At 41.1% G+C, this 22,731-nt stretch carries 21 protein-coding genes; 18 read left to right on the forward strand and 3 right to left on the reverse strand.

Annotated elements, in window-relative coordinates:
* Positions 1-2: 2 nt before the first annotated feature.
* From ACYVIL_RS03875 to ACYVIL_RS03895, 5 genes are all read left to right on the forward strand, one after another.
* Positions 3-1,151, forward strand: coding sequence for a GGDEF domain-containing protein (locus ACYVIL_RS03875; RefSeq protein WP_460311621.1), 1,149 nt, complete (start codon positions 3-5; stop codon positions 1,149-1,151).
* Positions 1,152-1,380: 229 nt separating this feature from the next.
* Positions 1,381-3,921, forward strand: a complete 2,541-nt coding sequence (locus ACYVIL_RS03880) for an efflux RND transporter permease subunit (RefSeq protein WP_460311622.1) — start codon at positions 1,381-1,383, stop codon at positions 3,919-3,921.
* An 18-nt stretch (positions 3,922-3,939) separates the two neighbouring features.
* On the forward strand, positions 3,940-4,725 hold the full coding sequence (locus ACYVIL_RS03885) for an outer membrane lipoprotein-sorting protein (protein ID WP_460311623.1): 786 nt from the start codon (positions 3,940-3,942) through the stop codon (positions 4,723-4,725).
* Positions 4,725-6,035, forward strand: a complete 1,311-nt coding sequence (locus ACYVIL_RS03890) for a hypothetical protein (RefSeq protein WP_460311624.1) — start codon at positions 4,725-4,727, stop codon at positions 6,033-6,035. The genes ACYVIL_RS03885 and ACYVIL_RS03890 overlap by 1 nt, the downstream gene beginning before the upstream one ends.
* A 31-nt stretch (positions 6,036-6,066) precedes the next feature.
* Positions 6,067-6,279, forward strand: a complete 213-nt coding sequence (locus ACYVIL_RS03895; RefSeq protein ID WP_303474826.1) for a YgaP family membrane protein — start codon at positions 6,067-6,069, stop codon at positions 6,277-6,279.
* A gap of 75 nt (positions 6,280-6,354) precedes the next feature.
* Here the strand turns inward: ACYVIL_RS03895 and ACYVIL_RS03900 are convergent, their stop codons facing one another.
* A complete protein-coding gene (locus ACYVIL_RS03900) occupies positions 6,355-7,635 on the reverse strand; it encodes a sigma-54 interaction domain-containing protein (protein ID WP_460311693.1) in 1,281 nt (426 codons plus the stop codon).
* A gap of 235 nt (positions 7,636-7,870) precedes the next feature.
* On the opposite strand from ACYVIL_RS03900, the gene ACYVIL_RS03905 reads away from it, so the two are divergent.
* The 12 genes from ACYVIL_RS03905 (at position 7,871) to ACYVIL_RS03960 (ending at position 20,501) form a co-directional block, all read left to right on the forward strand.
* Complete coding sequence (locus ACYVIL_RS03905) at positions 7,871-9,142, forward strand: NAD(P)/FAD-dependent oxidoreductase (protein WP_460311625.1); 1,272 nt, start codon at positions 7,871-7,873, stop codon at positions 9,140-9,142.
* Positions 9,143-9,150: 8 nt separating this feature from the next.
* A complete protein-coding gene (locus tag ACYVIL_RS03910) occupies positions 9,151-9,786 on the forward strand; it encodes a Tll0287-like domain-containing protein (RefSeq protein ID WP_460311626.1) in 636 nt (211 codons plus the stop codon).
* 239 nt (positions 9,787-10,025) lie between these two features.
* Positions 10,026-11,618: a cytochrome ubiquinol oxidase subunit I gene (locus ACYVIL_RS03915; RefSeq protein ID WP_303474829.1), complete on the forward strand. Its 1,593-nt coding sequence runs from the start codon at positions 10,026-10,028 to the stop codon at positions 11,616-11,618.
* On the forward strand, positions 11,615-12,751 hold the full coding sequence (cydB, locus tag ACYVIL_RS03920) for a cytochrome d ubiquinol oxidase subunit II (RefSeq protein WP_303474830.1): 1,137 nt from the start codon (positions 11,615-11,617) through the stop codon (positions 12,749-12,751). Before ACYVIL_RS03915 ends, cydB begins: the two co-directional genes overlap by 4 nt.
* A gap of 19 nt (positions 12,752-12,770) precedes the next feature.
* Entirely contained in the window at positions 12,771-12,881 is a 111-nt protein-coding gene (gene cydX, locus ACYVIL_RS03925; protein WP_303474831.1) for a cytochrome bd-I oxidase subunit CydX, read from the forward strand.
* Positions 12,881-14,485 carry an ABC transporter ATP-binding protein/permease gene (locus ACYVIL_RS03930; protein WP_460311627.1) on the forward strand — a complete coding sequence of 535 codons (1,605 nt, stop codon included), beginning with the start codon at positions 12,881-12,883 and terminating at the stop codon, positions 14,483-14,485. Before cydX ends, ACYVIL_RS03930 begins: the two co-directional genes overlap by 1 nt.
* Positions 14,475-16,016 carry an ATP-binding cassette domain-containing protein gene (locus ACYVIL_RS03935; RefSeq protein ID WP_303474833.1) on the forward strand — a complete coding sequence of 514 codons (1,542 nt, stop codon included), beginning with the start codon at positions 14,475-14,477 and terminating at the stop codon, positions 16,014-16,016. Before ACYVIL_RS03930 ends, ACYVIL_RS03935 begins: the two co-directional genes overlap by 11 nt.
* The gene (locus ACYVIL_RS03940; RefSeq protein WP_460311628.1) at positions 16,009-16,881 is read left to right on the forward strand and encodes an MBL fold metallo-hydrolase; all 873 of its coding nucleotides are present in this window, start codon (positions 16,009-16,011) and stop codon (positions 16,879-16,881) included. Before ACYVIL_RS03935 ends, ACYVIL_RS03940 begins: the two co-directional genes overlap by 8 nt.
* A gap of 3 nt (positions 16,882-16,884) precedes the next feature.
* Positions 16,885-17,643 carry a sulfite exporter TauE/SafE family protein gene (locus tag ACYVIL_RS03945; protein ID WP_460311629.1) on the forward strand — a complete coding sequence of 253 codons (759 nt, stop codon included), beginning with the start codon at positions 16,885-16,887 and terminating at the stop codon, positions 17,641-17,643.
* A 13-nt stretch (positions 17,644-17,656) separates the two neighbouring features.
* Positions 17,657-18,067 (forward strand): protein tyrosine phosphatase family protein, encoded by a 411-nt coding sequence (locus tag ACYVIL_RS03950; protein ID WP_460311630.1) that lies wholly within the window; start codon positions 17,657-17,659, stop codon positions 18,065-18,067.
* A gap of 103 nt (positions 18,068-18,170) precedes the next feature.
* Positions 18,171-19,805 carry a methyl-accepting chemotaxis protein gene (locus ACYVIL_RS03955; protein ID WP_460311631.1) on the forward strand — a complete coding sequence of 545 codons (1,635 nt, stop codon included), beginning with the start codon at positions 18,171-18,173 and terminating at the stop codon, positions 19,803-19,805.
* A 201-nt stretch (positions 19,806-20,006) separates the two neighbouring features.
* Positions 20,007-20,501: a YqiA/YcfP family alpha/beta fold hydrolase gene (locus ACYVIL_RS03960; RefSeq protein ID WP_460311632.1), complete on the forward strand. Its 495-nt coding sequence runs from the start codon at positions 20,007-20,009 to the stop codon at positions 20,499-20,501.
* A gap of 1 nt (position 20,502) precedes the next feature.
* On the opposite strand, the gene ACYVIL_RS03965 is transcribed toward ACYVIL_RS03960, so the two are convergent.
* On the reverse strand, positions 20,503-21,351 hold the full coding sequence (locus tag ACYVIL_RS03965) for a TrmH family RNA methyltransferase (protein WP_460311633.1): 849 nt from the start codon (positions 21,349-21,351) through the stop codon (positions 20,503-20,505).
* 272 nt (positions 21,352-21,623) lie between these two features.
* Between ACYVIL_RS03965 and rlmE the strand changes: the two genes are divergently transcribed.
* Positions 21,624-22,244 (forward strand): 23S rRNA (uridine(2552)-2'-O)-methyltransferase RlmE, encoded by a 621-nt coding sequence (gene rlmE / locus ACYVIL_RS03970; RefSeq protein WP_303474840.1) that lies wholly within the window; start codon positions 21,624-21,626, stop codon positions 22,242-22,244.
* Between the two features lie 19 nt (positions 22,245-22,263).
* Here rlmE and fdxA read toward each other — a convergent pair whose 3' ends face one another.
* Positions 22,264-22,587, reverse strand: coding sequence for a ferredoxin FdxA (gene fdxA, locus ACYVIL_RS03975; RefSeq protein ID WP_460311634.1), 324 nt, complete (start codon positions 22,585-22,587; stop codon positions 22,264-22,266).
* Between the last annotated feature and the right edge of the window lie 144 nt (positions 22,588-22,731).

The following is a 22,731-nucleotide window of genomic DNA, read 5'->3' on the forward strand; positions in this document are numbered from 1 at the left end:
TGATGAAAAAAATAACAGATAGGATGTTATCCTATCTATATTTGGGTACCGTAGGTGATAGAAATAGCGAAGTAAACCAACAACTTTTTGTTTCCAATCTATTTTCTATTATTGGTTATTCACTCACCTTTGTTTTGGGAGTTTCTGCGGCCATTGGCGGAGAAGTGATTCTTTCGATATCACTTTTTGTTGCGTGTTTTTTGTTTTTCATTAGTCATCAAATTCATCGACTCAACAAAATCAAAACGACCTACAAAATATCAACCCGCATTATTTTTGTTTGCCTACTGTTTCTCATGCTGTACTTAGTTTTTAGCGGTGGTCACGGAAATACCGGTCCCTTATGGATTTACATATTACCCCCAGTTGCCTTCTTTTTTGGCGGTTTACGCAAAGGATTGGTGAACATTGGCTTGTTCGTTATTCTAGTTAGTGTAATGCTATTTTACCCTGGCGAAATATTCTTAAATACCTCCTATACCCATGAATTTAAATCTCGGCTAATTTATTCGTTTTTAACGGTTACCTTATTGTTTGGTTTTTATGAATTTTCAAGACAAAAATTCATTTCATTTATGCAAAAATTAAGTAACCAGTTCGAACAACAAGCCATGCAAGATCCGCTAACCTTGTTGCCAAATAGAAGAGCCATGCAAGACTATTTAGAACACGAGTATAATCGTGCACAGCGCAGTAAAATTAGCATGTCGTTACTACTGTGTGATATTGATCACTTTAAAGGTGTAAATGATGTTTATGGTCACAATGGAGGTGATTATGTGCTTAAAAACTTATCCCAGTTATTCACTTCTACCTTGCGGAAACAAGATAAAATTTCTCGCTGGGGTGGAGAAGAGTTTTTATTCCTTTTACCGGAAACCAGCGCTTCTGACGCGCACTTTTTAGCTGAAAAAATACGCCTTAACGTGGCAGATCATATCTTTAAATTTGCTGGAGAAGAGTTCAATATAACATTGAGTATCGGTGTTAAAGAAGTCACAAAGGATATCAGCGTAGATAAAGCCATTAGTGCTGCAGATAAATTCTTGTATAAAGCCAAAGAAAATGGCCGAAATTGTACAATGCCGCAACGCAATACCCTAGATCACAAGCAAAGTAGCAACGACGAAGTTCAGCCTGAGCAGAACTAGCGATTTCAACCTAACGTTAACTAATCCAATAGCAACAAACCCAGTAACAAGACTCACTCTACCTAGCAAAAATTCAGCTACTCCTAAAACTTTCACTCAACTTATGACGTTAGATCACATTCAATATTAACTTTTAGGTAAGTGCAGCCTACATACTTCAGATCAATGGCACTCATATTGCAAATCACTTAATCAAATTAACATGAATGATGGGAAACAACCGGGTTTTATGAAAAATATAGCCAACAATTTAGTCCATTTATGTACCCACAAACCGAAATTAGTGTATGGGATTTTATTGCTATTTGTGGTGCTATTAGCATCTCAAATCCCTCGTATTCAAATTGATACCGATCCAGAGAATATGCTGGATGCAGAGCACCCAGCCCGAGTGTTTCACAATCAAGTAAAACAAACCTTTAGTATGTATGACGCAATCGTCGTTGGGGTGGTCAATACGTCCGATGAATATGGTGTATTCAAACCTCAGGTGCTTACTGACATATTTGACATAACGAAGACAATTATGTCAATAGAAGGGGTTGTTTCTGCCGATGTCATGTCGATTTCAACAGTAGATAATATTAGTCAGGAAGGAACAGGAGCAATTCGGTTTGAATGGATGATGCCCTCGCCTCCAAAAACGATTTCAGTAAGCCAGCAGATACAACACAACTTGTCCCGTCTCCCCTTGCTGCAAGACACCTTGGCATCAAACAATGGTAAAGCGGCCGCTATTTACGTGCCGATTTTAGATAAAAACCAGAGTTTTAATATTGCACAACAAATACGCGCCGCCATCGAATCTCAGGATAGCAGCGCCCAGTGGTACATCACCGGGCTACCCGTTGCCGAAGACCAATTTGGTTTTGAGATGTTTGTACAAATGGGAATTTCGGCACCTCTTGCAGGCTTAACCATTTTTATTCTATTGTTTATTTTCTTCCGTAACTTGCCCTTAATTATCGCGCCTATGATTGTCGCTATGGCAACGGTTATTATAACCATGGGGGCATTAATTGGGATGGGATTCACTGTTCATATCATGTCATCCATGATTGCAATTTTTCTGATGCCGATTGCGGTGGTTGATTCTGTTCATATTTTGTCGGAGTTTAGTGATCGGCATAAACCAGGAGAAGATCTTCAAGAGACCATAGAAGAAGTGGTTGGCCATTTATTTACGCCCATGCTGTATACATCAATTACCTCCTCAGTGGGATTTTATTCATTGATGTTAACCCCTATTCCCCCTGTGCAAATATTTGGTGCCTTTGTGGGCACAGGCATTTTACTGGCATTTTTAATCACGATTACCTTTATGCCAGCTTATCTATCACGAATGGGTGAAAAGTCCCTACTAAGTTTACAGGATGTGATGCATAGCCAGCACAGCGACGGTACCAGAATCGCCAAGATTGCAGGCGCATTGGGTAAGATTGCCATGAATTTTAAAGGTGCTTTAATCTTGAGTTTTACAGTGATTTTTGCAGTCTCCGTATGGGGAATTACCCAAATTCAAATTAACGACAACCCTGTGCGATGGTTCAAACCCGATCATGAGATCCGCGTCGCCGACAAAGTACTGAATGAAAACTTTGCTGGAACCTACGATGCATACATAGTACTTAGTCAACAATCAAACTTAGTGCCTTTGAAGAATATCATGTCACAGAACCTGCCTTCGTCCTTAAGTGACTGGCAAAAGAGTACAATGGAAAAACTCGAAAATGAGCCGTTAAATGAACAATATCAGCAACTTATTATTGAGATAGAAGATAAGATGTTTTCTTCAATAAATTCTCAAGAAGAGCAGTATTTAAATGTATTGTTAGCTCAAACGGAAACAGCATTGAGTCAGTCGAAAGCCTTCCAGTCGCCAACACTACTGGCCTATATAGAATCTCTACAGACGGAGTTGCAAGCATCAGGGCTAGTGGGCAAATCGAATTCTCTTGCTGATGTCACTAAAGTCGTGAATCGAGAACTCAGATCAGGTGAAGCACAAGATTATCAAATTCCAAGGTCACCACAAGCTGTGGCGCAAACGTTAATGCAATATCAGTCATCCCATCGACCCAATGATTTATGGCATTTTGTCACACCGGATTACCAGCAAAGTCTAATTTGGTTGCAGTTGAGTAGTGGCGATAATCAAGATATGACAAAGGTCATTCAATTGGTAGATGATTATGTTGCCAGTCACCCACTCCCTGCGGGTGTTGAATTAGGCTGGGCAGGCAAAGCTTATATTAACGTCATTTGGCAGGAAAATATGGTGGCAGGCATGCTTGATAGCTTAATCAGTGCCTTTGTGATTGTGTTTATCATGATGGTTATTTTATTCCGATCCTTGGTATTTGGGTTATTAGCGATGCTACCGCTGACCATTACCATTACCTTCATTTATGGATTAATTGGCATTGTTGGTAAAGACTACGATATGCCCATTGCTGTTTTGTCAGCCTTAACCCTAGGCCTTTCAGTAGACTTCGCCATCCACTTTTTGGAAAGAGCCCGTGCCCTGTTTAAACAAACACAGGATGTGAAACAAACATTTTCGCTGATGTTTCAAGAACCGGCCACCGCTATTACACGAAATGCTTTAGTCATCGCCTTAGGGTTTACGCCATTGCTTTTTGCGCCACTTGTTCCTTACATCACTGTGGGCGTATTTTTAGCCAGTATTATGGCTATTTCGGCCTTGGTGACCTTACTTATTTTGCCCGCGGTGATGTCGTTGGCAAAACCCTTAGTTTTTAAGAACTAGTTAATTTGGAGGTTTAGAATGTCTCGATTTACATTATTTATTTTTGCATTAGTCCTATCACTACCCAGTTTTGCAGAGGTTGATGTTGAAGCATTAATTATCAGTTCTGAAAAAGTCGCATATTACAGCGGACAAGACGGTCGCTCAGATGCACGCATGATGATAGTCGATGCCCAGGGGCGTAAACAAATGCGTCAATTCACGATTTTAAGACGTGATATTAAAGACAATGGTGATCAACAAATGATGGTATTTTTCAGCCGACCAACAGATGTGAAAGACACTGTATTTAGAGTAGAAAAACATGCCGATATTACAGTAGACGATGACCGTTGGTTGTACCTCCCTGCTTTAGATCTAGTAAAACGTATCTCAGCTGGCGACAAACGTACCTCTTTTGTAGGATCACACTTTTTCTACGAGGATGTTTCTGGCCGAGCAATCTCAGAGGATGACTTCGAACTGGTTGATGAGACGTCGGAAAATTACATTCTTAAAGCCACGCCTAAATCCGCAGATAGCGTGGAATTTAGCTACTACCATGTCAGTATTAGTAAGCAGTCAAAACTCCCCGTCAAAATTGACTTTTTTAATCAAGAAGGGGTGAATTATCGCCGTGTTGAAGCGGTGAAAATTGATAATATTCAAGGTTTCCCTACCGTGCTGCGCTCTAAAGTAAGCGATTTGGTCAATGGTGGCTATACCTTAATGGAATTCAGAAATATCAGTTATGACCTGGGTCTGCCAGACGATGTATTTTCGGAACGCAGTTTACGTACCCCTCCTCGTCAATGGTTAAACTAATGAAAAAAAGCTTATCGCCCATTTCTGTTTTAGCAATGATTTTACTTTTAGTCTCCCTCAATACTAGGGCGCAAACCACAGAGGATGAGTGGGATATGGGGGATTGGTCGGAAGAAGAAGAGGCTTCCCCTCTATTTGCAGGCTTTGTTGATATCAGTGTAGGTAACAGATTCACCTCAGATCCTGCAATTGATGGGGCAAAAACCCTCAGAGATATTCGCTTGCAAGTCCAATGGGAAAAGCTACTCAGCGAATCCAGTTTAACCGTGACTAGTGACCTGTATTATGATGGCGTTCTAGATCAAGTTAAATTAAATGTTCGAGAGTTTGCATGGCAAGGAAGATTAGATTCAATTGCTCAATGGGGAAAGAACTTTGATTTAAAGTTAGGCCAACAAGTGCTGACTTGGGGGACGGGTGACTATTTATTTCTAAACGATCTATTCCCAAAAGACTACCAATCATTTTTTGCTGGGCGTAATGATGATTACCTTAAGGCCCCTTCCTTATCTGCGAAATTATCTGGCTTTTTTGATTGGGGTAATATGGATTTCGTTATTACTCCAGAATTTGCTGCAGACAATTATATTAACGGTGATTATTTTTCATTTTTCTCTGCTTCATTTGGCACTAACATTGCGCCAGGTTTCGACGTAAAATCACCTTATTTACCGGAGTCACCAGAATACGCATTACGATATTATAAAAGCATAGGTTCGTCAGAGATCGCCATTTATGGTTATGATGGATTTCATAAATCTCCCAGCAGTCTAACCAGTGAAGGCCAAGCATACTTTTCTAAACTCAATGTATATGGTGCCAGCGTCGTAAGCCCTGCTTTTGCGGGCCTTATCAAAGCAGAGTTCGCTTATTATGCCTCCAAAGATGATAGCCAAGGCTCAGAGCCGTTAATTCCTAATGATCAAAGTCGATATCTCGTTGGTTATGAGCAAGAAGTGATAAAAGACTTAACGGCAAGTATACAATGGTATTTAGAGCATACTCATGACTATTCAGAACTAAAACTAAACTCCCTAACACCAGAGTATGATCCTAATCGCAGTCGTATCGTCGTTACCCAGCAATTTATTTATCGGTTAATGCAACAAACCTTAACGATTAATGCTTTTAACTTTTACTCCACCAGCGATCATGATGGCTTTTTAAAATTACGCGCCGATTACAGCCCAGTTGATCAATGGCAGGTGGCAGGTGGAATAAACCTATTTTACGGTGATGATAATCACACATTTTACAATCAGTTTGAAGATGCCAGTAACCTTTATGCAAGCTTCAAATATTTTTACTAACCTCCACAACCGATGATAAAAGAGGCTGAATATGTCTGCTGAAAGAGTGTTAACTGCATTTGCGGGTTTTATGGTGCTAGTCTCCGTTGCCTTAACTGTTTGGGTTCACCCAAACTTTGTATGGTTTACGGTGTTTATTGGAGCCAATTTGTTCCAACAAAGTTTTACAGGCCTTTGCCCTGCGACCTTTATTATACGCAAAGTATTTGGATTCAAAACCGAAAAAGAAATGGCTAACGAGTAGTAAATCACGGTAGCTATTTGTATTAAATAGCAAGTAAATTATAAGACAGGATGAATTATAGATGACTCAGTTTTATCATCCTCCGTCGTATTTTAAGCCGTATTTTTGTAGTTTCCGATAAAGCGTTCGCGGGCTCACACCCAATTGTTGGGCAAGTTCATCCACAGGTAAAGTGCTGGTAAAACACAATTGCGATAAATATTTTTTCTCCATCTCATCTAAGGAAATAATCTGTTTAAACTCTTGCACTTCAAACCCTTCGGTATTGCTGACGAGGTCTGGCAAATCTTCAACCTCAATAATATCTTCATTTGCTAGTAACGCAGAGTGTTCAACAATACTTCTGAGTTCACGAATATTACCTGGAAAGTCATACTGACTAAGCTTAAGCATTGCTTGTTCACTGAACTTTTTGCGATGCATTTCAGATTGTTTTAAAAAATGTTCGACTAAAATGGGTATGTCGGAGCGGCGCTGCGCCAATGACGGCAACATTATAGGAAAACCGGCAATGCGATAATACAAGTCTTTCCTAAATTCACCTGATGCCACTAAATCAAGTAAGTTTTTGTGACTTGCACAAATCAACCTGAAATCAGCCTTTTTCTGCTTAATTCCACCTACCGTCCGATAACAATGGGTTTCAAGGAGTCTTAATAATTTGACTTGCATCGCTAATGGTACGTCAGCAATCTCATCAAAAAAGACAGTGCCACCATTAGCCATTTCTATCAAACCTTTTTTAGCATGGGTCGCGCCAGTAAATGCACCTTTCTCGTGGCCAAATAACTCCGATTCAAATAGATTTTCATTTAAGCCGGTACACTCAATAATAACAAACGGCTTTTCCGCCCTAGTACTTGACTCGTGTACAGCTTTAGCCACCAACTCTTTACCTGTCCCCGTTTCACCATGCAACAACACCGCAATATCGGCCTTAGCTGAACGATTAATTTTGTTGAGCATCGCTCTAAAAGGCTCTGAATCTCCTATCATTAACTGTGTACTTGACTCATTAGATGCAAATTTTATCCGCTCTAACACTTCTAAAAATCCGGTGGTGATGCCATTTTCATCTTTAATGGGTTTCATCAAAATATCGCAATAGGTTTTACCGTAGGGCGTATCGTGAATGTGAATCACGCTGCTGGTTTTTCCCGTTTTTTTACATAGCTCCATAGGACAATCTTCACCGTGCTTGTCACAGGGAGATGAATTGCGGTGAGAAATTTCAAAACAACGACTTTTCGCTACAATAACTTCATTTTCGTAAGTATCTCGATAAGCTGAATTCACAGCTAGAATACGATAGTCAAGATCTATAAAAATTGCCGGCTTTTCCATTGCATCTATCATAGATTGGATAACACCAATGTTCACGTTCAGATACCCTATTATCAAGTCAGTATTGACTCATTCTGTGTCAAAAATGACAATTGGATCAAGTCATATTAAAAATAAGTCAACAATTTAAAATAAACCTAATAATATTCAATGGGTTATGGTTTTTTGCAGTTATAGCACGCGTCTTGCTTAGATAGTATCTATATGTCGTACCAATTAACGATATTACGAAAGGTGAGGAACTAATATGGCTAAAATAGTGATTTTAGGTGCAGGAACCGGAGGCATGCCAGCGGCTTATGAAACAAAGGAGATGCTGGGCAAGGAACATCAAGTTATTGTTATCAACGAGCGACCAGATTTCCGCTTTGTACCATCTAACCCATGGGTAGCCGTTGGATGGAGAGAACCTGATGCGATTACAATGCCGATTGAAAAATATCTGAACAAAAAAGACATTGAATTCGTGTGTGCAAGAGTGGATAAAATAGATGCTCAAAACAATACTATTTTAACCCATGAGAACGACACCATAAGCTACGATTATCTGATTATCGCAACAGGGCCAAAGCTCGCTTTCAGTAATATTAAAGGAGCAGGTCCAGAGTATTATACCCAATCAATATGTACCTTAGAGCATGCCCAAAGGTGTTATCAAGATTTTGAAAAGCTATTGAAAAAACCCGGCCCAGTGGTGGTTGGTGCGTTTCAAGGTGCAAGTTGTTTTGGGCCTGCTTACGAATATGCGTTTATCTTGGACAAAGCACTGCGAGATGCCAAGATCCGCCACAAAGTACCCATTCATTTTGTGACTTGTGAACCTTACATAGGACATATGGGTTTAGGCGGTGTTGGGGATTCCAAAAGCATGCTGGAATCAGAACTTAGATCCCGTGATATTAAATGGACATGCAATACCAGTGTAGATGAAGTCTGTGAGGATATAATGCATGTATCCGAATTCAACCGTAAAGGTGAGGTAGAATTCGAGCACCAACTTCCCTTCACTCATGCCATGCTTATACCGCCTTTTAGTGGTGTTGATGCGGTGGCCAGTGTAGACGGGTTATGCAATCCAAAAGGGTTTGTGATTACCGATGAATACCATCGTAATCCAACCTATCCCAATATATTCTCTGGCGGTGTCTGTGTTGCCATTCCGCCGGTTGAGACAACTCCTGTGCCTACGGGTACACCCAAAACGGGTTACATGATTGAAACCATGATGACCGCAATCGCGCATAATTTAAAAGCACTCATTATTGATGATCAACCGCCACAGACTAAAGGCACGATGCATGCAATTTGTTTAGCCGACATGGGAAATACCGGCGCAGCCTTCGTTGCTATGCCGCAAATTCCGCCTCGAAATGTGGCCTGGTTTAAAAAAGGAAAATGGGTACATTTAGCCAAAATCGCATTTGAAAAGTATTTCATGCGGAAAATGCGCACGGGTACCAGTGAACCTGTTTACGAAAAATATGTGTTGAAAGCACTAGGAATAGAACGTCTAGAATAGGAATGATTATGAAAAAGAGTTTAGCAAAATTTGTATCTACCGTTAAATTGTCGATGATGGTTAGCGTCAGCTTGTTTGTGACGCTAGCAAGTGCAAATCCAATTGAAACCGAAAATAAGCTGCCGCCCACTAATTCCTTTGAAAGTCAGCAAGATAAGTTACAATTACAACAGATTGCTAAACAAAAAATGGCGCAGTTTGGTAATCAACTTAAAACGGCTTTGCTGGATGCAATCGCTTCTGGAGGTTTCGAAAATGCAGTGGATGTCTGTCAGCAACAGGCACCACAGATAGCATCAGAGTTATCCACAAAGGGTTGGAAATTAAGCCGCACCAGTTTAAAAACTCGCAATCCACTTAATTTACCAAATGAATGGCAAAAACCGGTATTGCTTAACTTTGAACAACAAGCAAAGAACGGCCAACCCATCGATAAGTTAGTCTACAGTGAAATTGTGAATGGGCAATTTAGGATGATGAAAGCGATTCCCACAGGTCAGTTGTGTATAGCTTGCCATGGCTCAAATGTTTCACCTAAATTACAAGACAAAATTGATCAACATTACCCACAAGACGCAGCAATAAACTTTTCTCTAAACGATATTCGCGGTGCGTTTAGTGTCACTGCCAGTGCGTCCAATTAATTTGCTTACCAGCAAAACCACCATTTGTCACTTATGACACACTTATTGTCATAAGTGACATTTACGCTTCTCAAAATAGTCCACCAAGAAATAAAAAAACATAATTTTCAGACACTTAAAGTTTTTTCAAAATTTGGCACGTTGAATGCAATTCCCTTGATTAAGATCAACTCCGAGCCTGAAATCTTCGGAATATAATAAAATTCGACAACACTTTTTAAATCACTAGGAGAAACAGTATGAACGAGACTCTAATCGAGTTATCTCGTTGGCAATTTGCCTCTACCGTCATGTTTCATTTCATATTTGTTCCATTAACCTTAGGGCTGAGTTTTATGCTTGCCATAATGGAATCTGTGTATGTTATGACAGGCAAAGATATCTACAAACAAATGACCAAGTTTTGGGGTAAGTTGTTTGGGATCAACTTTGCCATTGGCGTTGCCACAGGTCTAACCATGGAATTTCAGTTCGGCATGAACTGGTCTTATTATTCCCATTATGTTGGTGATATCTTCGGAGCACCTTTGGCCATAGAAGGGCTTATGGCCTTCTTCTTAGAGTCTACCTTTGTTGGTTTGTTTTTCTTTGGTTGGGACAAAATGAGCAAAGTAAAACACCTAATGACAACTTGGTTAGTTGCCCTAGGTTCTAACTTCTCAGCTCTGTGGATCTTAATAGCCAATGGCTGGATGCAATTTCCTGTAGGTGCCGAGTTTAACTTTGAATCCATGCGTATGGAAATGACCAGTTTTGCAGAGGTAATTTTCAACCCTGTTGCTCAGGTTAAGTTCGTGCATACCGTTTCTGCCGGATACGTCACAGGCGCTATCTTTGTGTTAGCCATCTCATCATATTACCTACTCAAAAACAAAGATGTGGCTTTTGCTCGACGCTCGTTCGCCATCGCTGCAAGTTTTGGATTAGCCTCGGTCATTTCGGTAATTATATTAGGGGATGAAAGTGGTTATGAGTTAGGTGATGTGCAAAAAGTGAAACTAGCTGCAGTTGAGGCTGAATATGAGACGCAACCCGCCCCTGCCGCATTTACCCTGTTTGGACTGCCTAATGATGAAACCCAAAGCGTTGACTATGCCATTCAAATTCCTTATGCAATGGGGATCATTGCTACCCGCTCTCTTGACGAAGAAGTGGTAGGGTTAAAAGAGCATAAAGAACGCCATAGGGAGCGTATTCTGTCTGGTATTATTGCCTACGACTTACTAGACAAAGTAAGAAGCGGAGAAGCCACGTCAAACCAACGCGCAGAATTTGAACAGCACAAAGACAATTTAGGCTTCGCCATGTTGTTACAACCATTCACTGATAATGTGACTAACCCATCAGAAGAGGCCATTCAGCAAGCGGTAGACTACAGTATTCCAAAAGTTGCTCCGTTATTTTGGAGTTTCAGACTGATGGTAGCATCAGGATTTGCGATGTTAATATTGTTTGCTCTTGCCTTTTACTACTCCACTAAGCATCAAATCACTAAGCCTCGCTGGTTGCTGAAATTTGCACTTTGGAGCCTACCACTTCCTTGGATTGCCTCTGAAGCGGGTTGGTTTGTAGCAGAATATGGTCGCCAACCTTGGTCAATTGCGGAAATTCTGCCTGTCCACGCATCGGTATCAAATTTGAGTGTGACTGACGTAGTAATTACGATAATTGCCTACACTTTTTTCTATGCAATTATGTTTATTGCAGCTTTCTACTTAATGCAAAAGTACGCGAAAAAAGGCCCCAGTGAGACCTTTGCAGACGCTGAGCGTGAATTAGAAGAAGCGGCACAGTTATTAAATAATGAACAACCTCAAGGAGCAAACTCATGATTGATTATGAAACGCTGCGCGTTATCTGGTGGGTGTTAATTGGTGTATTACTCATAGGCTTCGCGGTAACTGACGGTTTCGATTTAGGCGTAGGCGCATTGTTAACGCTGATAGGTAAAACGGATCAAGAACGACGAGTCATGATCAATACCATTGGTCCCCATTGGGATGGTAACCAGGTGTGGTTTATTACTGCCGGTGGTGCCATTTTTGCAGCATGGCCAATGATATATGCCACCGCTTTTTCTGGTCTTTACTTAGCATTAGCGCTGACCTTAATTGCACTTTGGATGCGTCCGCTGGGCTTTGATTATCGCAGTAAGCTGACCAATAAAAAGTGGCGAATGATGTGGGATTGGGCGCTATTTGCAGGCGGTTTCATTCCAGCCTTAATCTTTGGTGTGGCTTTCGGTAACTTGCTGCTAGGCATTCCGTTTGAGTTAGATGAAACATTGAAATCGACTTATACCGGATCGTTCTTTGGATTACTCACGCCATTTGCATTGCTCACTGGCCTAGTTTCGGTTGCTATGTTGCTAAACCATGGGGCCACTTGGCTGCAGCTTAAATCTGACGGTGACTTATATCAACGGGCACGTTCTGTGTCAGTGATATTAGCGTCAGCAACAGCCGCGCTATTTTCCCTAGCCGGCGTGTATTTAGCCATCGGTGTTGACGGTTACCAAATTACTTCAACTATTGATGTAGCAGCAACAAGCAACCCATTACTTAAAAGCGTATCTGTGGTCAGTGGTGGATGGTTGCATAACTACAGCGCCTACCCTTGGATGGTCGCGGCACCTGTTTTGGGTATTGTTGCGGCACTAGCTTCTGCTTTGTTTTCTAGCAAAGGTAAAAGTGGCAAAGCCTTCACGGCGAGTGGTTTAAGTATTGCCGGTATCATTTTAACCGCTGGTTTTTCCATGTTTCCCTTTCTATTGCCAAGCAGTGTCATGCCTGACGCGAGTTTAACAGTTTGGGATGCAACCTCATCATATTTAACGCTGCAAACCATGTTTATCGTGGCCTGTGTATTTGTACCTATTGTGCTGTGTTACACAGCTTACGGTTTCTGGGTCATGCGGGGACGAGTAAAACAAGCTGACTTGAACAAGTCTCACGCAATTTATTAACAGTTACAGGAGAAAAATTATGTGGTATTTCACATGGATCTTAGGCGTTTTATTAGCATGTTCATTTGGCATTATTAACGCCATGTGGCTTGAGTCAACAGAAGATATGGATCGCTCGGACGAATCATAATGGCGACTGAAATAACACCTCAGGCAACACTATGGCTAAGGGGGCAAAGCAAGGAATTTCGCGTGCCCCAAAGCAAGGTGTTTTTGCTGCGCCTAATACAGTTCGGTGCGCAAATTGTCACCTTTTGGTTTTTTGCTGCAATGATGATGTCGATTGTTGTCGAGCAACAAACGATCGAAGGGCGAGAGGTGTTATACCTTGGTATTGCGTCAAGTATTTGGTTGGCCAGTGTGTATTTTGCAGATAGCTTGTCGGCTATCTGCAAAACTCAAGTTGAAAGCCAGCTTGAGGACAATATTCAACACATTTGGCAGCAACAACAAACGGCTTTAATTCGCCGCTATTCACCGGCTTATTGGCAGCAATTGATGTTCGATCACATAACTGATGTGGGTAATTACGTCAGTCAATACTGTGTTCAAAAATGGCTAGCGGCAACTACGCCGCTGGTGATATTGCTGCTCATTGCTCCCATTAACTACGTAGTGGCAGTATCGCTACTGCTTTGTATGCCTGTGGTTCCTTTGTTTATGATTATTGTAGGCAAGGGAGCGGCGGCACTTCATCGTAAACACTTTATCGCTTTAGAACGATTAGGGGCGATGTTTTCAGATAGATTAAAAGCCTTGCCTTTGATAACCACCACTAACCGACATCAAGAGCAACAAATGCGATTGAGTCAGGCCAGTAATATTGTCAACGCTAAAACCATGAAAGTCGTTTCTGTGGCGTTTCTTTCGTCTACTGTCCTGGATTTCTTTTCCACCTTATCAATTGCATTAGTGGCAGTCTTCATTGGTTTTAGCTTAATAGGCGAATTCGAATTTGGTCCGGCAATGGATTTGCAAACAGGTCTTTTCATGTTACTGGTGGCACCTTTATTATTTGCAGAACTAAAAACCTTAGGAAAATACTATCATCAAAAATCTAAAGCAGAAGCGAGTGCTGAACGTTTTGCAGAAATATTTCAAGAGGTTAGTTCACCAATAAGACAACAAAAATTTAATGGCATAGATTGGCTTAACTTTCAGGTCAAAAATCCCAATATTTGTGCCAAAAAAATCTCAATTAGTCCCGGAGATTGGGTATTTCTAGAAGGCAAATCCGGCGCCGGTAAAACGGTATTGCTAGAGGCTTTAATGGGCTTTAGAGAAGCTTCACATCAGTTCCCTGCCACTTGCTACTTGCTCACCCAAGATACCGTCGTATTGGATAATACCCTAAGGTATAACCTCACATTAGGGAAAACTATCCCCGATCATTTGCTTTGGGAGGTGTTGGTCGACGTTGAGCTAAATGACTGGGCATTTAAACTGAGACAACAACTCGATACACCATTAGGTGACTATCCACCTTTATCGGGAGGTGAAGCTCAGCGTTTAGCCTTAGCTCGTATATTATTAATTAACGCTGATGTGGTATTTCTTGATGAGCCCACAGCCCACCTGACTCAAGAACAGCATAAAGCACTGAGCATTTTGTTGCATCAGCGATTGCAACAAAAGACTGTCATTTGGGCATCACATAAGTCCATACCTTCACACTGGTTTACACAACAATGGCAACTTGATGATGGCAATTTAAGGTTCCCTAATGAAACATAAAAAACTGTTAGGGATTAGCCTAATACTCGCCATTGTGCATGTTCTGGTGGGGTTCACCATTTTGTTGGTGTCCTCCTGGTTTATTGCCGCATCAGCCATTGCTGGAATGGGTTTTAACTACATGTTGCCCGCAGTGGTCATTCGAGGCCTCGCTATTTTGCGTATAGCTTCTGGTTATTTCAATATGCTGTTTGGCCACCATCACTTACTCAACTCCTTGGCCGACATTCGTCTATCTATATTCCAATCTTTAGCTGACAAGCATGTCATTAAAAGAGACGTTTCATTGAACGCCCTCGCCTATCAAAGTGAAGAAGTCGCTTCAATCTGGATTGCTTGGGTGGGCCAAAATGCAGGCGTGTTTTTGTCCATCAGTATCCTCATGTGTTGTGCTGTCGTGTTTACCCCTTTATTGACCTGGCCATTAATCGTGTTTCTATTGGTCTTTAGTGCTATTTACGTTGCATTGGTGTTGAGCACCTTATCCTACGCAGCAAAACTGGCTAAATACCAAAAAGCGGCTCAGTTGAGCTTAATTCAACATATCGAAAGTGCACCTATTTGGCACATGCAGAATCAATTGCAGCCTCCTAAATTAACCCAAATTCGTAGCTTACAGAATCGTATGCAATCGAATACTCGATTAGCGGCCCTATTCACCTCTATCACCAGTATTTCAACCTTGTGTTTTATTTTAGTCAATCATGCCGGAGCACACCTTGGGAACAGTTTGTTTGTGATTATTCCCATGGCACTGCTGAGCGTAAATGATTGGCTGGGCCGCTCCATTGAGTCACAAAATAAGTTAGCCACTTACCATATCGCCAATAAAAGTTTGACGACTTTGCAACAGGACGCTGTATCTATTTATCGCCATGACACTGAAGTACAGATCCTGACAGTCTCTCATTTTGAAGCCCAAAATACCCATATGCCTGAGGTATCGGCTACTTTCAGCCCTGCTAGTTTGAGTTTAATTGTAGGTAGTTCCGGGGCAGGAAAAAGTCGATTTCTACAAGCAATTGCAGGCTTAATCCCTAGTCAAGGAAGTCGTCAGGTCAATCAAATAGAGGTGCCAAGTGGTTTACTCAACGACAGCCTGTATATAGAACAATTTCCCTACTGTCTTTCAGACACCCTAAAGAGTAACTTGCTTATTGCCAATCCCAATGCGTCGGATACACACTTAATGGACGTACTTAAACAAGTTGGTTTGGGCTACATGACAGACATTAACCAATGGATTGGAGAGAACGGTCGACGTTTTTCAGGTGGTGAAAGAAAACGTTTAGGTTTGGCTCGCGCACTGTTAAGTCAAGCTAATTTAATTTTAATCGATGAACCATTTGAAGCACTGGATGAAACAAATATTGAAATTGCTTGTAAACATATAAACCAACTCTCCCAGCATAAAATTGTTTTGGTAGCCTCCCACATTATTCCTCGCCAACTCAAAATAGATCAACAAATATCACTTGATCCAAAGGTGCAGCCTGAATTAAGCAAAGAAGGAATCATTCATCATGAATAAACTCATTATTCAACCATTTCTGGATGAAAAGACCAATACGATGACCTATGTTATAACCGACAAAACCTGCAACCTGTCGGCAGTAATTGATCCTGTTTTAGATTTTGATGCTAATTCAGGCACCCTTTCATCTGCCAGTGCAGATAAGGTGATCAAATATTTGGATGATAATAATTTCTCTTTAGAGTGGATACTTGAAACCCATGCCCACGCAGATCATATAACTGCCTCCCAATATATTAAAGAAAAACGCGGGGGCGAAATTGGCATTGGCGAACATATTCGCATCGTCCAATCCACCTTCAAAAAAATCTTTAACTTAGCGGCATCTTTTCCATGTGACGGCAGTCAATTTGATCATTTATTTAGCGACGGGGAAATAATTAAATTAGGCCATCTAGACATTCAAGTCATGAATACCCCTGGTCATACGCCTGCCTGTGTGAGTTATTTGATTGAAGACGCCGTATTTGTTGGTGACACTCTATTTATGCCCGATTATGGTACTGCTAGAGCTGACTTTCCAAACGGCAGCGCAAAAGCGTTATACCAATCTATTCAGAAAATACTTGCCTTGCCTGGGGACACCCGAATCTTTGTCGCCCATGATTATAAAGCTGAAGGTCGTAATGAATATGCCTGGGAAACCACCGTTTTTCAGCAATTACGCAATAACATTCACGTAAAACACGGGGTTAGCGAAAACGATTTCGTAAAGCTGCGTAATGAACGTGATAAAACGCTCCCTGCGCCAAAACTACTTTTACCCTCTATTCAACTGAATATTCGCGCAGGACTGATGCCCGACAGCGAAGATAATGGTATTTGTTATTTAAAAATACCGCTAACCGTAAAGCTAGGTTAACCCATGACTGATCCGATAATTTGGTTGGGTGCTATAACCATGGGGTTAAGTCTTGGTTTACTGGGATCTGGCGGCAGCATTTTAACCCTACCTTTGTTAATTTTCATTGCCAAAGAGCCTGAAAAAATCGCCATAGCGGAATCCTTACTAATAGTTGGATTAGTGGCGTTAGTGGGCACCCTAACCCACCATTTCAAAGGCAATATAATTTATAAATTGGTCATCTATTTTGGCATACCGAGCATGTTTGCAGCGTACGGGGGAGCCTACCTAGCTCAATTTGTCAGCGCCCAACTACAATTGCTTATATTTGCAGGGATTATGCTATTGGCGAGTGTTTTCATGCTGAAGCCAGTTTCCCCTCTAACGAATAATCCAACACCTCCTCATTCAGGATTCTGGTTGATCCCCGCAAGTTTATTGGTGGGATGTTTAGCGGGTTTAATCGGCGTTGGTGGCGGTTTTCTGATTGTGCCTGCACTGATGTTTATTGCAAAAATTCCGATTAAACAGGCTGTGGGTACCAGTTTAGTCATTATAGTCATGCAGAGTATTAGTGGATTCTCCCAATATTTACAGATATTTCAAGATGCAGACATCCGCTTAAATTGGCCACTAGTGACACTAATAAGCGGCTGTGCGATAGGGGGTATTTTAGTGGGATTACAGGTAGCAGATAAACTTCCACAAACAGTGATTAAGCGACTATTTGCGGCGGGTTTAATAGGTTTGTCGGCCTACACCTTTATCGCAAACTTTTAATCGAGGATGTGCTATGTCGATTGTTAATTTAAACGACCACTTTTCAGTATCTGGTGAACTAAACAAACAACAGCTATCTGAGTTAATTGAAAATGGTTTAACCATGCTAATTAACGTTCGGCCTGACAATGAAACCGACCAACAAAAGACGAGCAGAGAGTGGAAGTTGCTTTGTGATTCACTAGCTGTTAGCTATCAACATATCCCAGTTAATTCAGGTTGTTATGCAAAACAGCAAATTGCATTATTCAAACAGGTACTTGAGCAACAAAATGGCTTAGTCCATTGTTTTTGCCGAAGTGGTACCCGGGCTGCCCATCTTTGGGCTTTAAGTCAAAAAGAGCAGTCTTCTTTCCAACAACTACAAAGAATATGCAGTTCCAAGGGATACGATTTGTCGGCAATTAAAGACTATTTTGCGTGATTAAAGTTTGAATCCACAAAAATAGACTAGACTAAAAGAAAAAGAATAACGCGACACAATAGCGTCGCACAATACGTTTGCGGCAATAGTAGAGGAATTAGCAATGATTTTTTTACGTAGGTTTTCATTGATCTACCGATTAAGTTTGATCGTCATTCTAATGGTACTCGTTCTCGTACTGCTTAGTTTCAGTGTGTTGAATCATCATTATGAATCATTGGAACAACAAGCGTATAAAGAAAACAAAAGCGTTGTAGATGTAGCATACAGCGTTATCGAACATTTCCATCAATTAGCAAGCACCCAACAACTCAGTGAAGACGATGCAAAAGCAATGGCGATTGCGACTGTGAGTGAGCTTAGATACGACAACAATAATTATTTTTGGCTGCAGGATGCTGCACCGAATATGATAATGCATCCCTTTAAACCAGCCCTAAATGGCCAATCTTTATACGATAGTACCGATGCTAATGGAAAAACGTTTTTCCGAGAGATGGCATTGTTAGTCAAAAATCAAGGCAGCGGCTTTGTCACTTATGTTTGGCCACTTCCAGGTGAAGAAGAGCCCACCGGTAAGATATCCTATGTTAAAGAATTTAGTCCTTGGGGATGGACTATAGGCTCGGGAATTTACTTAGATAAACTGGATGCCTTCTATGCCAAACTGCGCAATTCTTATATTCTCGAAGCCTTTATTGGATTGGTTTTTATTTTAGGCGCGACTTGGTTAATTAGTAAGAGCATTACCGGTCCTATTCAAGAAGCCAGTGAACGCATGCGCGACATAGCACAGGGCGAAGGAGATTTAACCCGGCAATTACCAGTACAAGGAAATGACGAAATAACACAACTAAACCAATTTTTTAATCAATTTACCTCCAAAATACGAGAATCTCTTGTTCAGGTACGCACCATCATCGAAGAATTAATTGCGCAATCTAACTCTGTTGCTAGTGTTAGCCAAAGCAGTAATACCTTTGCCCAACAGCAAAGTGAGGCTACTTTGCAAGTAGCCGATGCTATCGACAAAATGACTAAACAAATAGGTGAAGTTAGTAATAGTGCTTTGAATGCTGAAAACACGACTAGTGACGCAAAAAACAATACGCAAGCGGGTGCTGTAGCGGTTAATCGCACTGTAGAAGATATTCAATCTTTAACCAGTAATATTGATCAAGTTAATTCCGTTGTTTCTCAATTAGCCAAACAGAGCGAAAATATTGGTAGCGTCCTCGATGTGATACGAGCGATTGCAGAACAAACCAACTTACTAGCATTAAACGCTGCCATTGAAGCAGCTCGCGCTGGCGAACAAGGTCGAGGCTTTGCAGTCGTTGCAGATGAAGTCCGCACATTAGCTAGCCGCACTGGACATAGTACTGATGAAATTCAAAGCATGATTGAAAAATTACAAAGTGATGCTAAAGCTGCAGTAGAAGCCGTGAAAACGAGCCAAGATACATCCCAAAAAACGGTCGGTAACATAAACGAAGCTAATCAGACACTGCAAGAAGTAGCCCGACTAATGGGCCAAATGTCACAAATGAATACCCAGATAGCCCAAGCCACAGAACAGCAAACTCAAGCGGCTCAAGCCATCAATTTACGACTGGATGATTTAAACGCTGCCTCAGAGCAATCAGTTACCACGGCGACCACGTTAAACCAAGCTAGCCAGGCTCTCAAAGCCCTCAGTGATAAAGTTCATACTGTGGTAAATCGCTTTAAACTATAAATTGGTATACAGTTGTTTGGTAATTAACCAAGCCTAAATGCTTAAATATGTATTGCTGCGCAATCACGTTGAATCAGTATGGTTAAACCCCAACGATATGTTCTTGGTAACAGAAAAATAGTAGTATTATTCTCCCTTGAGCGAAAATTCGAACCTTATCTAATGTTACTATCTCTTCAAGACATACTACGGAAATAAATCATGCGCGTGATTTTCTCGCACGGAAAAGAAAGTGGTCCTTGGGGCTCAAAAATACGTAAATTAGCTGAAGTCGCTAAACATCACGGATATACAGTTGATAGCATTGATTACTCTGGCATCATGAATGCCGATGTGCGAGTCGACAAGCTAATAAAGGTGCTATCTGATATCAAAGAACCCGTGCTTTTAGTGGGCTCTTCTATGGGCGGCTATGTGTCTATGGTAGCGGCACAAAATCAACTTTGTAGCGGCCTGTTCTTGCTCGCTCCTGCCCTCTTTATGCCCGGTTACATAAATCAAACCTATGCGCCCAATACTGAGCATATTTGCATTGTCCATGGCCTAAATGATGAGGTTATTCCTTATCAACATTCACAAAAGTATGCTGAAATATCAGGCTGTGAATTACATCTCATTGAAGGGGATCACAGACTTAACACATCAATGCCTGAGGTTACCGATATATTTCAGACATTCCTCAAGCAATATCAATAAATTAAATCGACAATTGATAGACGCAAATATTCACTGCACTGGCTAAATTAAGTGAATCAATTTTACCACTTCCAACAATGGTATAGGCATCAGCATCACAGGCCGACAAGGCATCATTAGGTACGCCTCTGGCTTCGTTGCCAAATAAGTAGCACTGGTAATTGGCAAAATCTGAACTTTGTATTTGTTTACCTTGCATGTCTAAGTAGGCAAAACCTTTAAAGCGCGTACGTAAATGCTCTAATTCAACATCTAACTCAATAGGCACATGAAATATCGCGCCCATACTGGCTCGAACCACTTTGGAATTAAACGGATCAACACTGTTGGGACTAAGCAATAATCGAAAACCACCAAACCAAGCGAGAGTGCGCAAAATAGTACCTAGGTTACCGGGATCTTGTACTTCATGGAGATAGATACAACGCTCGTTCTGTGAACTGGGTTGGATTAACTCCGCGGTTTTTGTTTGTACCTCAACCGCTTTAGCTTGTGCCTCAACCGCTTTAGCTTTCAACTCGACCGCTTTAGCTTTCAACTCGACCGCTCTAGCTTGTGCCTCAACCGCTTTAGGCAATGGCACACAGGCAATGATGCCCTGGGGAGTTTTAGTATCACTCAATTGTGCCATTTGTTTTTTGTTGAGGTTTGCAATAGTGCAATCCATACTCAACTGACTGGCCCAACCTTGATATTCTTCCGTAACATACAAAGTAATATCGCCTGCGTCAGTGTTCGTTTTTAGCGCTTTTTGAAGCTCTAAAACTAAATGTTCACCTTCGACTAAATAATAACCAAATTGAGAACGATACTTTTTTTGATGGAGTTTTTTTACATCATCAAATTTCATATCAACTTGCCTTTACATTTTAGTTTTGCATGGCACAAGTTAAATACTGCAAGATTGGTCATGTAATTTCCTAGTCGGTAGATTTGATAAATGAAACAATAAATACTCATGGTTGAGAATTGTAACCCTTTGATGAAATCAAGTCAGGCGAAACTGGTTAAACCCAATAAATTACGGTAAAAAGCAGCAATTTCCCTTTGGTAATTTGCAAATTTGCTGTGCCAGCTTACAATAAGCGCCGTTTAAACCTTCTAAAATAGCAGACTCACTTTATGGCACGCTCTAAAACCAGTAAAAAATGGCTGGACGAACACGTTAACGATCCCTACGTTAAAAAAGCACAGATTGACGGATATCGTTCCCGTGCAAGTTATAAGCTGATTGAAATTAATGAAAAAGATAAATTAATTCGCCCTGGCAATATTGTTATGGATCTAGGTTCAGCTCCTGGTGGGTGGTCACAAATTGTCGCGCCTTTAGTCGGTAAGAAAGGCCGTGTAATTGCCTCTGATATTTTACCAATGGATTCAATCCTGGATGTCACTTTTATCCAAGGAGACTTCACCGAAGAAGCGGTTTACGAGCAAATTGTTGCTGAGCTAGACAATCAACAAGTCGACGTTGTAGTTTCTGACATGGCGCCCAATATCAGTGGCGTGAATGCTACCGACCAATACAGCTCTATGTACCTAGTAGAATTGGCATTAGACATGGCGCGCAATGTTCTTAAACCTGGTGGTAGCTTTTGTGCAAAGGTGTTTCAAGGTGTGGGCTATGAAGAATACCTAAAAGACGTGCGCAGCTCTTTTAACAAAGTCGTTATCCGTAAACCCGATGCCTCTCGCCCTCGCTCACGTGAAGTGTACATAGTGGCAAAAGGGTTTAAAGCATAGCGGTGGTTTTGGCTAACCATTAACGCTCTAGCAAAGGCAACTTGTCGACAACACCGTTCCACTTGTCCGCATCTTCTGGGGGAGCTTTTAATTCAGTGATATTTGGCCATTCTTGGCTCAACTGCTCATTCAATTCTAAATATTGAAGTTGATCGGTTGGTAGTTCGGTATCTTGAAAAATCGCATCTGCCGGGCATTCAGGTACACAGAGCGCACAATCAATGCAAATTACCGGATCAATCGCTAAAAAGTTAGGCCCTTCAAAAAACGCATCAACAGGGCATACAGCAACACAGTCGGTGTATTTACATTTGATGCAATTGTCGGTCACTACAAAGGTCATTGAAAGTTATTTTGGTTAGGCTGAAAATATGCCGACAAGTTTAAAGAAGCACCATAAAAACACAAGTTTCTTTGAAAAATTGTTCTGGCAATCTTTGTCTACCTGTTTTCAACGCAAATAGAATTTAACAGGGCTATCTATCAT

Source organism: Aliiglaciecola aliphaticivorans, assembly GCF_054782055.1.

What these genes read in the sequence shown, in the direction of transcription:
- ACYVIL_RS03875 (WP_460311621.1), top strand. Translation starts at nt 3, where the DNA reads ATGAAAAAAATAACAGATAGGATGTTATCCTATCTATATTTGGGTACC.
- ACYVIL_RS03880 (WP_460311622.1), top strand. Translation starts at nt 1,381, where the DNA reads ATGAAAAATATAGCCAACAATTTAGTCCATTTATGTACCCACAAACCG.
- ACYVIL_RS03885 (WP_460311623.1), top strand. Translation starts at nt 3,940, where the DNA reads ATGTCTCGATTTACATTATTTATTTTTGCATTAGTCCTATCACTACCC.
- ACYVIL_RS03890 (WP_460311624.1), top strand. Translation starts at nt 4,725, where the DNA reads ATGAAAAAAAGCTTATCGCCCATTTCTGTTTTAGCAATGATTTTACTT.
- ACYVIL_RS03895 (WP_303474826.1), top strand. Translation starts at nt 6,067, where the DNA reads ATGTCTGCTGAAAGAGTGTTAACTGCATTTGCGGGTTTTATGGTGCTA.
- ACYVIL_RS03900 (WP_460311693.1), bottom strand. Translation starts at nt 7,635, where the DNA reads ATGATAGATGCAATGGAAAAGCCGGCAATTTTTATAGATCTTGACTAT.
- ACYVIL_RS03905 (WP_460311625.1), top strand. Translation starts at nt 7,871, where the DNA reads ATGGCTAAAATAGTGATTTTAGGTGCAGGAACCGGAGGCATGCCAGCG.
- ACYVIL_RS03910 (WP_460311626.1), top strand. Translation starts at nt 9,151, where the DNA reads ATGAAAAAGAGTTTAGCAAAATTTGTATCTACCGTTAAATTGTCGATG.
- ACYVIL_RS03915 (WP_303474829.1), top strand. Translation starts at nt 10,026, where the DNA reads ATGAACGAGACTCTAATCGAGTTATCTCGTTGGCAATTTGCCTCTACC.
- cydB (WP_303474830.1), top strand. Translation starts at nt 11,615, where the DNA reads ATGATTGATTATGAAACGCTGCGCGTTATCTGGTGGGTGTTAATTGGT.
- cydX (WP_303474831.1), top strand. Translation starts at nt 12,771, where the DNA reads ATGTGGTATTTCACATGGATCTTAGGCGTTTTATTAGCATGTTCATTT.
- ACYVIL_RS03930 (WP_460311627.1), top strand. Translation starts at nt 12,881, where the DNA reads ATGGCGACTGAAATAACACCTCAGGCAACACTATGGCTAAGGGGGCAA.
- ACYVIL_RS03935 (WP_303474833.1), top strand. Translation starts at nt 14,475, where the DNA reads ATGAAACATAAAAAACTGTTAGGGATTAGCCTAATACTCGCCATTGTG.
- ACYVIL_RS03940 (WP_460311628.1), top strand. Translation starts at nt 16,009, where the DNA reads ATGAATAAACTCATTATTCAACCATTTCTGGATGAAAAGACCAATACG.
- ACYVIL_RS03945 (WP_460311629.1), top strand. Translation starts at nt 16,885, where the DNA reads ATGACTGATCCGATAATTTGGTTGGGTGCTATAACCATGGGGTTAAGT.
- ACYVIL_RS03950 (WP_460311630.1), top strand. Translation starts at nt 17,657, where the DNA reads ATGTCGATTGTTAATTTAAACGACCACTTTTCAGTATCTGGTGAACTA.
- ACYVIL_RS03955 (WP_460311631.1), top strand. Translation starts at nt 18,171, where the DNA reads ATGATTTTTTTACGTAGGTTTTCATTGATCTACCGATTAAGTTTGATC.
- ACYVIL_RS03960 (WP_460311632.1), top strand. Translation starts at nt 20,007, where the DNA reads ATGCGCGTGATTTTCTCGCACGGAAAAGAAAGTGGTCCTTGGGGCTCA.
- ACYVIL_RS03965 (WP_460311633.1), bottom strand. Translation starts at nt 21,351, where the DNA reads ATGAAATTTGATGATGTAAAAAAACTCCATCAAAAAAAGTATCGTTCT.
- rlmE (WP_303474840.1), top strand. Translation starts at nt 21,624, where the DNA reads ATGGCACGCTCTAAAACCAGTAAAAAATGGCTGGACGAACACGTTAAC.
- fdxA (WP_460311634.1), bottom strand. Translation starts at nt 22,587, where the DNA reads ATGACCTTTGTAGTGACCGACAATTGCATCAAATGTAAATACACCGAC.